The sequence below is a fragment of the Flavobacterium difficile genome (assembly GCF_011392115.1).
GTDB classification, from domain to species: domain Bacteria; phylum Bacteroidota; class Bacteroidia; order Flavobacteriales; family Flavobacteriaceae; genus Flavobacterium; species Flavobacterium difficile.
On sequence record NZ_JAAJBT010000002.1, the window covers coordinates 218,096 to 233,325 of the forward strand.

At 31.5% G+C, this 15,230-nt stretch carries 13 protein-coding genes; 6 read left to right on the forward strand and 7 right to left on the reverse strand.

Annotated elements, in window-relative coordinates; genetic code table 11:
• Positions 1-4: 4 nt before the first annotated feature.
• The 7 genes from G4D72_RS03900 to rplS form a co-directional block, all read right to left on the reverse strand.
• Positions 5-982, reverse strand: a complete 978-nt coding sequence (locus G4D72_RS03900) for an FAD:protein FMN transferase (protein WP_317165224.1) — start codon at positions 980-982, stop codon at positions 5-7.
• The gene (locus G4D72_RS03905) at positions 925-1,347 is read right to left on the reverse strand and encodes a thioredoxin family protein (RefSeq protein ID WP_166076309.1); all 423 of its coding nucleotides are present in this window, start codon (positions 1,345-1,347) and stop codon (positions 925-927) included. Before G4D72_RS03905 ends, G4D72_RS03900 begins: the two co-directional genes overlap by 58 nt.
• 104 nt (positions 1,348-1,451) lie before the next feature.
• Positions 1,452-2,114, reverse strand: a complete 663-nt coding sequence (locus G4D72_RS03910) for a thiamine diphosphokinase (protein ID WP_166076310.1) — start codon at positions 2,112-2,114, stop codon at positions 1,452-1,454.
• Positions 2,115-2,288: 174 nt separating this feature from the next.
• Entirely contained in the window at positions 2,289-3,107 is an 819-nt protein-coding gene (locus G4D72_RS03915; protein WP_166076311.1) for a DUF4249 domain-containing protein, read from the reverse strand.
• Positions 3,108-3,111: 4 nt separating this feature from the next.
• The gene (locus tag G4D72_RS03920) at positions 3,112-5,490 is read right to left on the reverse strand and encodes a TonB-dependent receptor (RefSeq protein ID WP_166076312.1); all 2,379 of its coding nucleotides are present in this window, start codon (positions 5,488-5,490) and stop codon (positions 3,112-3,114) included.
• 127 nt (positions 5,491-5,617) lie between these two features.
• Entirely contained in the window at positions 5,618-7,828 is a 2,211-nt protein-coding gene (locus tag G4D72_RS03925; RefSeq protein ID WP_166076313.1) for an NADP-dependent isocitrate dehydrogenase, read from the reverse strand.
• A 212-nt stretch (positions 7,829-8,040) separates the two neighbouring features.
• Positions 8,041-8,391, reverse strand: coding sequence for a 50S ribosomal protein L19 (gene rplS, locus G4D72_RS03930; RefSeq protein WP_166076314.1), 351 nt, complete (start codon positions 8,389-8,391; stop codon positions 8,041-8,043).
• A 218-nt stretch (positions 8,392-8,609) separates the two neighbouring features.
• On the opposite strand from rplS, the gene tgt reads away from it, so the two are divergent.
• The 6 genes from tgt (at position 8,610) to G4D72_RS03960 (ending at position 14,937) form a co-directional block, all read left to right on the forward strand.
• Positions 8,610-9,740 carry a tRNA guanosine(34) transglycosylase Tgt gene (tgt, locus tag G4D72_RS03935; protein ID WP_166076315.1) on the forward strand — a complete coding sequence of 377 codons (1,131 nt, stop codon included), beginning with the start codon at positions 8,610-8,612 and terminating at the stop codon, positions 9,738-9,740.
• Between the two features lie 87 nt (positions 9,741-9,827).
• On the forward strand, positions 9,828-10,904 hold the full coding sequence (locus G4D72_RS03940; RefSeq protein WP_166076316.1) for an LptF/LptG family permease: 1,077 nt from the start codon (positions 9,828-9,830) through the stop codon (positions 10,902-10,904).
• Positions 10,891-11,811: a DMT family transporter gene (locus G4D72_RS03945; RefSeq protein WP_166076317.1), complete on the forward strand. Its 921-nt coding sequence runs from the start codon at positions 10,891-10,893 to the stop codon at positions 11,809-11,811. The genes G4D72_RS03940 and G4D72_RS03945 overlap by 14 nt, the downstream gene beginning before the upstream one ends.
• Before the next feature lie 79 nt (positions 11,812-11,890).
• Entirely contained in the window at positions 11,891-12,844 is a 954-nt protein-coding gene (locus G4D72_RS03950; protein WP_166076318.1) for an acetyl-CoA carboxylase carboxyltransferase subunit alpha, read from the forward strand.
• A 150-nt stretch (positions 12,845-12,994) separates the two neighbouring features.
• Complete coding sequence (gene dnaB / locus G4D72_RS03955; RefSeq protein WP_166076319.1) at positions 12,995-14,557, forward strand: replicative DNA helicase; 1,563 nt, start codon at positions 12,995-12,997, stop codon at positions 14,555-14,557.
• Between the two features lie 80 nt (positions 14,558-14,637).
• Positions 14,638-14,937, forward strand: a complete 300-nt coding sequence (locus G4D72_RS03960; protein WP_166076320.1) for a hypothetical protein — start codon at positions 14,638-14,640, stop codon at positions 14,935-14,937.
• Positions 14,938-15,230: the final 293 nt, after the last annotated feature.

A 15,230-nucleotide genomic window follows, 5' to 3' on the forward strand; every position in this document is an offset into this window, starting at 1 on the left:
TATTTTAAGTAATATTTATGTTTTTAGAACAATAGGTTTTATCATAATCGTCGATAATAATGCATCCTATATTCGGAATTTGGTTGATAAAGTTTAAGCCCACTTCAATTCCCATTACAGTAACTGGAGTAGCTAAAGCATCAGCAATTTCTGCGTTTTCTGCAATTATGGTGACACTTTTAATGCCTGAAATAGGATACCCTGTTTTTGGATCAATCGTGTGAGAATATTTTTTCCCGTCTATCACTACATATTTTTCATAGTTTCCAGAAGTCGCTACAGATGTATTGGTAATATTAAAAGTAGAAAATATACTTTCTTTTTTATTTGGATCGGCAATTCCGATTGTCCAAGGTGTTCCATTTTCCTGAAATCCCCAAGCGGTTAAATCTCCTGCTGCATTTATGATACCACTTTCAATTCCATTTAGTTTTACTATTTTTTTGGCACATTCTGCGGCGTAGCCTTTTCCAATTCCTCCAAAACCAATTCGCATGCCTTTGTTTTTTAAAAAAACAGTTTGATCCTTTTCATTCAGAATGATGTTTTCGTAATTGATTAGAGCTACTGCTTTTTTTGCTTCATTTTTATCTGGTAAAGCCGTCATGTTTATGTCGAAATTCCAGAATTTTTTATCGATGCTTCCGTAACTAATATCAAAAGCGCCTTGAGTCATTTTTGATATCATTTGACATCGAAAAATTAAATCGTACACTTCTTTTGGAACTTCAACCGGTTGTATTCCTGCATTTTCATTAATTTGATATGTAATGCTTTCCGTTGAAAATGTGGTCAGTAGTTTTTCAATTCTGCTAATTTCAGCAACAGCTAAATCTATATTTTGATAAGCGAAGTTTTCATCATCAGCCACAATAGAAATCTCAAACCGATTTCCCATCAATTTTAGATTCTTTTTGTAACGCATTATTCTTTCAGTTTTCCAATAAATTCTTCCACCGTTTCTTTTGGAAATTCTTCCCATTTTTTTAAAACATTTCCTTCTGTATCTAATAATAGGATTAAAGGAAATATTCCTTTTGAATTGTATTTGTCTGCTAACGTTTCGTTTTCTTTTTCAACTTCTTTTGCTAATTTATTTTTTGAAAGTCTTGGGAAATCCGCATTATAAATAACTAAATTAGCAGTAGCAAAAGTTTGAAATTCAGGAGTGTTTACAATGAATTTTTTAAATTTCACGCAAGGTGCACACCAATCAGATCCAGAAAAATAAAGTAAAACTTTTTTGTTTTCTGTTTTAGCAGTTTCTACAGAACTTGTAAAAGATTTTTGTTGTCCGAAAGTAAAGGAAAGGGCAAATAGTAATACTATTAGAAATATTTTTTTCATTATATTTTAAGATTTGTTTAAGTAAATCTAACGCAACTTCTAAAAGTATATTGTAACAAGAGTTACAAATTGAATAGTTTATAATGAATCTTAATTTACATTACTTATTCGAAGCTTTCAATTAATAGTAAATTTCCACTTTCGTGTGTTATAGTTACTATTCCATCTTCTGCCACGTGGTTACTACTTCCGGTTCTGTAGCCTAATTCTAAACTTTCATTTTGTAGTGGATAAAATAAGTTTTCAGTAGTTATCCCTGCTACTTTTCCTAAAGGAATTAAAGAAATAATAGCATCTTTTGGATACCATTTTTTAAAAGAATTAGAAAGTAAAAACACTTTCGAATGATCATCAAACAGCACCACTTTTAATTGATTTCTGTAAGCTACTAATGTAGAAAAATTGTTTAATGTATGATCGGCACGTTTGCCTGTTGCCCAAACCACATTTACGGCTTTATGACCTTTTGCTATTAGAAAATCAAATGCTTTTTGTAAATCGGTTTTATTTTGATCTGGCGTGTGAACAATTTCTATGGGATAATGGTTTTCTTTATAAAATTGTGCGTCAAAATCTCTATCGAAGTCGCCTAATAAAACATCTACTTTTATACCTAATTCCACTACACGTTCTATGGCAGAATCTAACACAATTACGTAAGGCGACCATTCTAAAAGTTGTCCTAATAATTCTGAATTGCAGGCTAAACCATTCGCAATAATTAAAGCAGGCTCTTGATCGTCTCGGACAATGTGATGTGATGACATGTTTTTATGTTTCTAGTTTCAAGTTTCAAGTTTCTTGTTTGAATTTATACTTACTTCAAAGATATTCTTTTTTATTGATTTTTGGAATTTGATGAAAAAAGAAACACAGATTTAAGGAATTATAAAATTAATATAATTTCCTAAATCTGTGTTTAAAATTAATAATGATTTTTATTATTGCACTACATAATTTCTCACATCCACTTCAGACAATCTGAAATACCCTAGAGGATAATCAACAGGATTCGTTTGGTTGATGATATTTCCTTTTACCGTTGCTGGCGGCGTACTGAATGGACCATTACTTAATCCGCCGGAAATTCCAATTAAAATATTCATATAATTATGATAACGCTCTGAAATACCGTGTAAAGTAAAATTGATGTTTTGCCCAGCTTTTATGTCTTCATCAATAATTAAAGAAAACATTTGATTTCCATTAGTAAATTCATCATTAAAAACACCTAAAAGAGGAAAAGGTCTAAAGGGAACTTTGTATTCTTCTAAATAGAAATTTTCTTGAGTTCCATTATCTTGAAAGTTGAATTTTAATTCGATTTCATTTCCAGTAATTCCGTTTAAATCTTGTTCAATTGTTGTGATGGTTGGTACAGGATATAACTGATCGGTAGCCGTATAAACTTGCCCCAAATAACTTACAGAAAGTGTGTAAATACCATTTAATACAGGGTTAAAATTGGTGCATTTATAGATTCCAGTTGTGCCATCTTCAATAAAGTTGTATACAACAGCATTAGAATCAGTAATGGTTACAATAGCGCCATTAGCTGCAGGAACAGAATTGTTAAAATAATCGCCTGTTGTTGTTAAACGAATCGTTTGATTATTTCCTGAAGTACCTTTTTCCCATTTAATGGATGCATCTATCACAAGTTTGGGTTCACTATTATTTAAATCAACATTTACAACATCTTCGCAACTAAAAAAAGCAAAGCTAAAGGCAAAAATTATATATTTTATACTTGTTTTCATTATTTTAAAATTTAAAATTATAAGTCACACTTGGTACAATTCCGAAAATTGAAAGTCTAACGGCTTCGTTTGATCCGGTATCTTGGTTTTGTCTGAAATTTATGGATGCGGCATTTCTTCTTCCGTAAAGATTATAAATTGAAAAAACCCATTCACCTTGCCATTTTCTATCTTTATTTTTGGTCGGATTTAAAGTAGCAGAAACGTCTATACGATGATAAGCTGGTAAATTATCTTCATTTCTATTTCCATATACAGGAACATTTATACCTTGGTATTGATATTGCGCCGTTGGAAAAGTAACTGGTTGCCCGGTTTGATAGGTGAAAATACTTCCAAAACTCCATTTTTCGTTTAATTTATACATTCCAGTTACGTAAATGTTGTGCGTTTTATCCCAACCTGTTTTGTACCAATTTCCATTGTTTATTCCTGTTTCTATTGGCGTTCTTCCTTCTGTTAATTGTTCAGAGCGAGAAAGTGTGTAAGAAACCCAACCCGAAAGGTTACCGACATTTTTCTTAACCATAACTTCTAATCCGTAAGCGCGAGTTTTTCCTGGAAGTAATACTTGTTCAATGGCTTCGTTGGCAATTAAATCGGCACCGTCAATATAGTCTAATCTATTTTTTACTGTTTTGTAAAAAGATTCAACTTCTAAAGTATAATCGCCATCTTTAATATTTTTGAAATATCCAACTGCAAATTGATCTAAAATCTGAGGTTTTAAAAAGTCATCACTTGGCGTCCAAACATCTAATGGAGTAGGCGATTGGGTGTTAGAAATTAAATGTAAATACTGACTCATTCTGTTGTAACTTGCTTTTACAGATTGCTTTTCGTTAAGGGTGTAAGCAATGGCTATTCTCGGTTCTAAATTGTCAAAGCTGGCAATTGTTTGGTTTTTACCATAGTATTTAGTGTCTATTGGAGTTGCTTTTTCGTAAATTCCTAAATCGGCATCGTAAGTTACCGGTTGATTATTGGCATAAATATTTACAGTTTCTGCTCCTAATCTATAAAACATACTGTATCTTAAACCATAATTAATAGAAAGCTTATCTGTTAGTTTTTGTTCGGCATCGATATAAAACGCAGGTTCGAAAGCGTGTTTTTTGGCTAATTGTTTTTCGTTAATTCCAGATTCCGAATCTATAGGTTCAATTTTTCCAGGATTAAAATCGTAATAAATGGCATTTGCGCCATAAAACAGTTTGAAGTTATCAGAAAAATAGTGTTTAAAATCGTATTTGAAATTATAATTTTTAATGCCACTTTCCCAATTGAAACCAATAAAATCTAAAGTTAAACCATAGTAGTAATCGCTATAAATGAAAGAAGCATTTGAAAATAATTTATCATTGAACAAGTGATTCCAACGCACATTTAAAACAGAATTTCCGTAAGTATTAACAAATTGTTGGTTAATGTCAAATACATCTCTACCGAAATATCCTGAAAGAAATAAGTTGTTATTTTCGTTAAGTTTGTAATTAATTTTGGTGTTTAAATCATAAAAATAAGCTGAGTTTTCGTTGTCAGCTAATTTTAAAAATAAATGGGCATAACTGCTTCTTCCTGCAACTAAAAAGGATCCTTTGTCTTTAACTATCGGGCCTTCAGCTAGTATTCTACTCGAAATTAATCCGATTCCACCGGTCATCCCAAATTTTTTACTATTTCCTTCTTTTTGATAAATGTCTAAAACAGAGGCTACTCTTCCTCCAAATCGAGCAGGAATTCCACCTTTATACAGTTTTAAGTCTTTTATCGCATCGGCATTGAAAACAGAGAAAAATCCGAATAAATGTGAAGAATTATAAATTGTGGCTTCATCTAAAAGTATTAAGTTTTGATCGGCTGCACCACCACGAACATTAAAACCTGATTGTCCTTCACCAGCATTGGTTACACCCGGTAAAGTTAAAATGGATTTGATTACATCTACCTCTCCTAAAATGGCTGGCATGGCTTTTATTTGTGCGATACTTAATTTATTCACACTCATTTCAGGTTTGTCTATTTTAAGTTTTTTAGCATTTCCATTCACTATAACTTGTTCAATTTCGTTACTTTTCTCTAACAAAGTAAAATCCTTTTTTTGGTTAGAATTTAAGGATATAGTTTCAGTAAGTCCGGTGTAACTTAAAGAATTAATTTGGATAATGTAGTCGCCTTTTGGTAATGAAATGGAGTAAAATCCATATTCATTTGTAGTAGAGGTTCTTGTAATTCCTTCATTTTCAAATGAAATAGTAACTCCAATTAATGTTTCGTTAGAATTTTTATCTTTAACCACTCCACTAAGTGTGAATTTCTCTTGCGAAAAAGCGGAAGTAATTATAAATGAAAATAGGAATATAAGAAAGTGGTATTTTTTCATTGTAATTTGTTTCAAAGTTTGACGCAAATTTCGGACAATTGTTACGAATCAGATGTTAAGTAGAAGTTAATAAAAAGGCGATGTAATTAATTTTACATCGCCTTCAAATAGTTATAATTAACAAAAATTACATTTTATTTATTATGTCATTTAGAGTTGTACTTGGTCGCATAGCAATATTTAACAAGTTTTCATTTGGATGATAGTATCCAGCAATTTCTTGTTTTTTGCCTTGTGCGGCAATTAACTCAGCATCAATTTTTGCTTCATTTGCAGTTAGTGCTGCAGCAATAGGTTCGAAGTGTGCTTTTAATTCTGTGTTATTATTTTGCGCGGCCAAAGCTTGAGCCCAATATAAGGCTAAATAAAAATGAGAACCTCTGTTATCAATTTCCCCAACTTTTCTTGCAGGAGATTTATCATTGGCTAGGAATTTAGCATTGGCTTCGTCTAATGTATCTGCTAAAATTTGTGCTTTAGGATTATTTTGAGTTTGTGCCAAATGTTCTAAAGAGGCTTGTAAGGCTAAAAATTCTCCTAACGAGTCCCAACGTAAATAGCCTTCTTCAGTAAATTGTTCTACGTGTTTTGGAGCAGATCCACCAGCACCGGTTTCAAACAATCCACCACCATTCATTAAAGGTACAATTGAAAGCATTTTTGCAGATGTTCCTAATTCTAAAATTGGAAATAAATCGGTTAAATAATCACGTAAAACGTTTCCAGAAACAGAAATAGTGTCTTTTCCTTCTCTAATTCTTTTTAGCGTTTCAGTCATCGCGTCTTTAACATCTAAAATTCGGATGTCTAATCCGGTTGTGTCGAAATTTTTTAAGTATTTTTCAACTTTCTTGATAATTTCTCTATCGTGAGCTCTGTCTTTGTCTAACCAAAATATGGCAGGTGTGTCTGATAAACGCGCTCTGTTAACTGCTAATTTTACCCAATCTTGAATAGGAGCGTCTTTGGTTTGGCACATTCTGAAAATATCACCAGTTTCTACATTTTGAGAAAGTAATGTTTCTCCGTTTTCATTTTCCACTTTAACAGTTCCGTTTGCAAATAATTGAAACGTTTTGTCATGAGAGCCATATTCTTCTGCTTTTTGAGCCATTAATCCAACATTTGGAACAGAACCCATTGTTTTTGGATCTAAAGCACCGTGTTTTTTCATGTCGTCAATAACTGCACTATAAAATCCGGCATATGAACGATCTGGGATCATGGCAATGGTATCTTCTTCTTTTCCTTCCTTGTTCCACATTTTTCCACCGCTTCTCGCTAAGGCAGCCATTGAAGCATCTACAATAACATCAGAAGAAACGTGAAAATTAGTAATTCCTTTATCTGAATTTACCATGGCCACTTTTGGTCCATTTGCTAAAGCTGTGGCTAAGTCATTTTTAATGGCATTTTCTTCAGAAATTCCAGCAATTTTATTGTATAAATCTTGTAAACCATTATTTGGATGGATGTCTAATGATTTGAATAAGTCAGCATATTTAGTGTATACTTCTTCAAAATACGTTTCCACGATAGCTCCAAAAATAATGGGATCAGAAATTTTCATCATGGTTGCTTTCAAATGTGCAGAAAGCATTACGTTTTTCTCTTTTGCGTAAGCTATAGTTTTTTTAGAATAAGCTTTTAAAGCTTTTAAATTCATTACAGAACTATCAATTATTTCACCAGCTTTTAAGTTGGCAAAATCTTTTAAAACCGTTGAGGTTCCGTCTGTATTTTCAAAAACAATTCTGAATTTAGAATCAGTTTCTACTGTTGTAGATGTTTCTGTGCCATAAAAATCGCCTTCATTCATGTGAGCCACTTCTGTTTGGCTATCTGCTGTCCAAATTCCCATTTTATGAGGATTCACTTTGGCATAATTTTTTACTGCTTTTGGCGCTCTTCGGTCAGAATTTCCTTCTCGTAAGACAGGATTTACTGCAGAACCAAGTACTTTACTGTATTTTGATTTGATTTCTTTTTCACTATCGTTTTGTGGATCTTCTGGGAAGTTTGGGATATTAAATCCTAAAGTTTGTAATTCTGAAATAGCTTCTTTTAATTGCGAAACAGATGCAGATATGTTAGGAAGTTTTATAATATTTGCTTCTGGTGTTGTAGCTAATAAGCCAAGTTCGGCTAAATTGTCAGCTACTTTTTGGTTGTCATTTAAGTATTCCGGAAAGTTGGATAGTATTCTTGCTGCCAAAGAAATGTCTCTGGTTTCCATTTCTATATTTGCACTTTTGGTAAACGCTTTTACGATAGGTAATAACGAATGTGTGGCAAGCATAGGAGCTTCATCCGTAATGGTATAAAAAATTTTTGACATAATTTATATTGTTTGTTTGTTTCTTAAATTATAGGTTAGCAAATATAATAAATTAAAGACTAGATTAATTGGTAAGCAGTAAAATTTGATGAATTTTATGAATTCATATTTTATGTCAAAAAAAATACATATTTGATAAATTTTAGCTCTTAAATTAAGGATAAAAAAAAATCCCGATATTATCGGGATTTTTATAAGAACAAATAAAAAGATTAACCTCTTCTTTCTTTGATTTTTGCTTTTTTACCAGTAAGCTCTCTAAAGTAGTAAATTCTTGCTCTACGTACTTTACCTTTTTGGTTCATTTCAATTTTTTGTAAAGCTGGCATGTTAATTGGGAAGATACGCTCAACACCAACTGCTCCAGACATTTTACGAATCGTAAACGTTTCAGTAGAAGAAGAACCTCTTTTCTGAATTACAACTCCTTTAAAAAACTGAGTTCTAGTTTTTTCACCTTCTTTAATTTCGTAGTATACAGTGATTGTATCTCCTGCATTAAAATTAGGAAAATCTTTTTTAGTTACCATTTCGTTTTGAACGAAATCCATTAAATTTGACATAATATCAATATAAAACATTAATTTTAAGCAACATACACGTCTTTCGCCAGAGGTTGATTAAAGAGGTTGCAAAATTAGTATTATTTTTTATTTCTGCAAAATTAATCTTAAATTAATTCCTTTCAAGCGTTAATTTTATTGTAAAGTTATAAAAACTTCCAAGTTCTAACTTCTAACTTCTAATCTTTTAAATTATATTTGCCCATTAAAATACTATAATGAAATTTGATTTATTAAAAACTGACGCTCAAAGCCAAGCAAGAGCTGGACTTATAACTACAGATCACGGTGTTATTGAAACACCTATTTTTATGCCTGTTGGTACGGTTGCTTCTGTGAAAGGTGTGCACCAACGTGAATTAAAAAACGATATAAATCCAGATATTATTTTAGGAAATACCTATCATTTATATTTAAGACCAAAATTAGATATTTTAGAAAAAGCAGGTGGATTGCATAAATTTATGAATTGGGATCGAAATATTTTAACCGATTCTGGTGGCTACCAGGTTTATTCTTTATCTGGAAGACGAAAAATTAAAGAAGAAGGTGTAAAGTTTAAGTCACATTTAGATGGTTCGTATCATTTTTTTTCTCCAGAAAATGTAATGGAAACGCAACGAACAATTGGAGCTGATATTATTATGGCTTTCGATGAATGTACACCTTATCCTTGCGACTACAGATATGCTCAACGTTCTATGCACATGACGCATCGTTGGTTAGATAGATGTATCAATCATTTAGAAACTTTACCTTTTAAATACGGATATTCTCAAGCTTTTTTTCCAATAGTTCAAGGAAGTACGTACAAAGATTTACGCGCAAAATCTGCAGAATTTATTGCCAGCAGAAATCAAGTTGGAAATGCTATTGGTGGACTTTCTGTTGGTGAACCAGCAGAAGAAATGTATGCCATGACAGAAGTGGTTACAGCCATTTTACCAAAAGATAAACCACGCTATTTAATGGGTGTAGGAACTCCAGCTAATATTCTAGAAAATATTGCCTTAGGAATTGATATGTTCGATTGTGTAATGCCAACTCGAAATGCTCGTAACGGAATGTTATTTACTTCTGAAGGTTTTATCAATATCAAAAATAAAAAATGGGAAGAAGATTTTTCTCCTATCGATAGCATGGCGCACACCTATGTAGATACAGATTACTCAAAAGCGTATTTAAGACATTTGTTTATTGCTGATGAGCTTTTAGGAAAACAAATTGCTACGATACATAATTTAGGTTTTTATATGTGGTTGGTACGTGAAGCTAGAAGACAAATTTTAGCAGGAACTTTTCGTGCGTGGAAAGAAATTATGGTTAAAAAAGTTACAACAAGATTATAAGTTTTTGAAATATTAGATTTTAGATTAAATGTATTCTAGAATTCTAAATGTTTAAAATTTTAAATGTCTAAAAAAGTCTAAAATAGAATGAAAAAAATAGATTGGTACATATTTAAAAGATACTTAATCACATTTACAGCCATGTTGTTTATGTTTATTCCTATCGGAATTATAATTGACGTGTCGGAAAAAATCAATCGTATGATTGAAAATAATGTGGCTATTAAAGATGTTTTGGTTTACTACTATGGTTTTACCATTTATTTTGCCAATTTATTATTCCCTATTTTTCTGTTTTTATCCATCATTTGGTTTACTTCAAAATTGGCCAATAACACAGAAATTATTGCTATATTAAGTTCCGGAATTTCATTTACCCGATTTTTAAGACCTTATCTTATCGGTGCTACTTTAGTTTCTTTTGTTACTTTATTGATGGGATTTTTTATTTTGCCAGATGCCAGTGAAAAGTATTGGGATTTTAGATATACGTATCTTAAAAAAAATGTAGAACAACGTCAAACTTCAGATATTTTCCGTCAAGTAAATGCAACAGATTACATGTATGTAAGCAGTTATAATGTAATATCAAAAACGGGATTCGATTTCATTTATGAAAAGTTTAACGGTAATAAATTAGAATACAAATTATACGCCAACAAAGTTAAATATAATGATAAAACGAAAGATTATACTTTATTTAACTACGTGAAAAGATCGGTTGGAAAAAACGGCGATATTATTGAAAAACAAGAAAAATTAACAAGAAAGTTTGAATTTGAACCTGACGATTTAACTCCGGTAATTTATGTAGCCGAAACGATGAATATTTTCGATTTGGTAACGTTTATTGATAAAGAAAGAGCCAAAGGAAGTTCTAATTTAGATGTCTATTTAGTAGTTTTATATAAGAAATTTAGTCTACCAGCTTCTGCTTTCATATTAACTATTATTGCTGTTGCAGTTTCAGCTATGAAACGAAGAGGCGGAATGGGAGTTAATCTTGCCATTGGAATTTTAGTGGCATTTTCTTTCGTATTTTTTGATAAAATTTTTGGAACTTTAGCTGAAAAATCTAGTATACCTCCTTTTTTAGCAGTTTGGTTTCCTAACATTGTTTTTGGAATATTAGCCTTTTATTTGTTACGAAATGCCAGACGTTAATTTTAAACATAATTTACATCTTCATTTAATTGTATTTATATGGGGATTTACAGCGGTTTTAGGAAAGTTAATTTCATTAGATGCTTTGCCTTTAGTTTGGTGGCGTATGTCATTAGCAGTATTGCTAATTTTTGGTTATATTTTATATAAAAAAACAAGTTTTAAATTAACAAAAAAAGACATTAGTTTATTATTGATTTCGGGACTAATTATAGCTTTGCATTGGATTACCTTTTTTAAAGCAATTAAAGTTTCAAACATATCTATTACGTTGGCTTGTTTATCTACTGGAGCCTTTTTTACATCAATTTTAGAACCTATTTTTTATAAAAGGAAAATGGTTTGGTACGAAATACTTTTCGGACTTATTGTATTGATAGGTTTGTATTTTGTAATTGAATCTTCAGAACCTAATTTCATTCAAACAAGTTTAAATAGTAATATGTCTGGTACGATGCAAGGTGTGCTTTTAGCCTTAACATCTGCTTTTTTATCAGCCAGTTTTTCTATCATCAACGGAAAATTTGCCCAAAGAATAGATGCTACAATTGTATCGTTTTACGAACTATTTGGTGGGGTATTGTTTTTAAGTGTCTTCTTACTTTTTAGTGGACAATTTACAACAGAATTTTTTATGATAACAGCTTCAGATTTAATGTGGTTGTTTGTTTTGGCTTCTGTTTGTACAGCATATGCCTTTATTGCTTCCGTGTCTGTAATGAAGTTCATTTCTCCATATACTGTTATGCTTACCATCAATTTAGAACCTGTTTATGGAATTGCTTTAGCCGTTTTAATTTTTGAAAAAAAGGAGCAAATGGGTTTCTCTTTTTATATTGGAGCAGCAATAATTCTTATTACTGTGATTTTGAATGGATTAATTAGAAATAAGAAAAAAAATAATTAGATATCGTTTCAAAAAGTATTCAAATAATTTTTAAATAGTATCTTTGTAATTACAAACAAATTTAACAAAACTAACTTTTATGGAATATTTAGATTTTGAATTGCCAATAAAAGAGCTGGAAGATCAATTAGAAAAATGTGTTATCTTAGGACAAGAGTCTGATGTTGATGTTTCTGCAACTTGTAAACAATTAGAAGAAAAATTAGAACAAACCAAAAAAGATATCTATAAAAATCTTACGGCTTGGCAAAGAGTACAAATGTCTCGTCATCCTAACAGACCTTATACGTTAGAATATATTACCAATTTAACTGATGGTACTTTTTTAGAATTATTTGGCGACAGAAGTTTTAAAGATGATAAAGCGATGGTGGGTGGTTTAGGAAGAATCAACGGCCAGTCGTACATGATTATCGGGCAACAAAAAGGAATTAATACTAAAATGCGTCAATTGCGTAATTTTGGTATGGCTAATCCAGAAGGTTACCGAAAAGCCTTGCGTTTAATGAAAATGGCAGAGAAATTCAATCTTCCAGTTTTAACTTTAATCGATACTCCAGGTGCTTATCCTGGTTTAGAAGCAGAAGAGCGCGGACAAGGTGAAGCCATTGCAAGAAATATTTTCGAAATGGCTCGTTTAAAAACACCTATTATTTCAATTATTATTGGTGAAGGCGCTTCTGGCGGTGCATTAGGAATTGGAGTAGGTGATAGGGTATTTATGTTAGAAAATACTTGGTATTCTGTAATTTCTCCAGAATCTTGTTCTTCTATTTTATGGAGAAGCTGGGAATTTAAAGAACAAGCTGCAGAAGCTTTAAAGCTTACGGCTATCGATATGAAAAAACAAAAGTTAATTGACGATATCATACCAGAACCTCTAGGTGGTGTACATCGTGATAAAGAAACTATGTTCAAAACTGTTGAAAAGTATATTACCAAATCGTACAACGAGTTAAAAGACTTATCAACAAAAGATTTAGTGTCAAAAAGAATGGATAAGTACGCTAATATGGGCGAATTTTCAGAATAATACATAAATTATTACAAAAATTCCGTTTCGTTTACTTCTATAGACGAGACGGATTTTTTTTGACATATCAACAATTGGTAGCGAGTTGTTAACAGTTTTTCATTAACAAGTAAAATTTATTTTTTCTACTAATTACATTACATTCGCATTATGGAAAAATCGTTAAATATAAACCCTGTTCGAGTAGATAAAACTACTATTATTAATTTAGAAAAAGGTAAATTACCTCCGCAAGCTGTAGATATTGAAGAAGCAGTATTAGGAGCTATGTTAATTGATATAAAAGCACCAGGTGAAGTAATTGATTTATTAAATCCAGATGTTTTTTACAAAGAAGCACACAAGTATATTTATGAAGCTATTAATCAATTGTTTCATAGCACACCACCACAACCTATCGATTTATTGACTGTTTCTGCTCAATTGAAAAGAAATGGAAAATTAGAAATGGCTGGTAGTGATTTTTACTTGATTCAACTTACTCAGAAAATTGCCTCTTCAGCCCATATTGTTTTCCACGCTCGAATTATTCTACAAAAATTTATTCAAAGAAGTTTAATTACAATTTCTAGTAAATTAATAGAAGATTGTTACGATGAAGGAATGGATGTTTTCGATCTACTAGATACAGCAGAAACGAATCTGTACGAAATCACACAAGGAAATCTTAAAAAAGGTTATGAAACGGCTCAGAGTTTAGTAAATCAAGCCAAGCAACGTATAGAAGAGATTTCCAATAAAGAAGGTTTATCCGGAATTCCAACAGGTTTTAGAAAGTTAGACGATTTAACATCAGGTTGGCAACCTTCAGATTTAATTATTATTGCTGCTCGACCAGGTATGGGAAAAACGGCTTTTGTATTATCAATGGCCAGAAATATCGCAGTCACAAATAACGAACCTGTGGCTTTGTTTTCCCTTGAGATGTCATCTGTACAATTGATCACGCGTTTGATTTCCAGTGAAACCGGATTAACTTCTGAAAAACTTCGTAAAGGAGATTTAGAACCTCATGAATGGGAACAATTAAACGTAAAAGTTAAAGATTTAGAAAAAGCGCCATTATATATCGATGATACGCCTTCGTTATCTATTTTCGATTTGCGTGCGAAAGCCAGACGTTTGGTTTCGCAGCACGGAATTAAACTTATTGTAATCGATTATTTGCAATTAATGTCTGCTGGAACCTCTGGAAAAGGTGGCGGAAACAGAGAGCAAGAAATTTCGATGATTTCTCGAAGTTTGAAAGCTTTAGCGAAAGAACTAAGTGTGCCAGTAATTGCACTTTCTCAGTTATCTCGTGCGGTAGAAACTCGTGGTTCAAGTAAAAGACCTTTGTTATCAGATTTACGTGAATCTGGAGCAATTGAGCAAGATGCCGATATTGTATCGTTTATTTATCGACCAGAATATTATAAAATTGATAACTGGGATGATGAAGAAGCGGCTCCAACCACAAATCAAGCTGAATTTATTGTAGCAAAGCATAGAAATGGTAGTTTAGATAACATTCGTTTAAAATTCTTAGGACAATTCGGTAAGTTTGATAATTTAGATGAATTTGGTATGTCTTATGATGATTCTTTTACATCTAAAATGAATTTAGATGCACAGGCTAACCCATTTGCTACTCCAAATTTTCCTTCGCCAAATGATGCTTTTGGTAGCAGTATGAATAGTAGTTTTGATGAAAATAGCGATGTTCCGTTTTAATTTGAAATTTTGTTAAATTTTGGTATTTTGTATTGTAATTTTTGTTATTTTTAAATAATTAACTAAAAAAAACTAAAATTATGCCAAATTACAATATCCCCTTAATTGATGCAAAAGCATATGCAAAGTCATGGCAAACCAATCCACCAAAACCATTAGCAAAAGCTCATTTAATTCCCTTAAATGTGTTACAGCAATTAGTAAATACAGCTGGTGTAGTAAATGTTAGAGCCTACATGGGTGTAGATGCAACTGGTGTACAAAGATTAATGTTTGTTGGTGTTGATGTAAATGGAAAAGACATGACTTCTTCAATTTATTGCGGCACACAACCTTGTCCGAATCATTGTGATCCATCAAGTCCGTTGAATACTCCATAAAAGTGAAATTTAAATTTTACATACATATTTTATCTTTTATAATTGCGATATTATATCTTATAGGATTTAAAAATAAAAGTAAACCCTATAAGATATTGTCGCTATTTCTTTTAATTGAAGTTTTTTTGAACTTTATTAGTGATAAACTTTATCCATGGTTCAGAATATACAATCATTTTTTTATTAATATTATATTTTTAGTGCAGTTTGGTTTTTTGAGTTTATTTTATTCGTACTCATTTGAAAGCAAAAAATGGAGAAATGTTGTAGAATCTATTCTTATTATTGTGGTT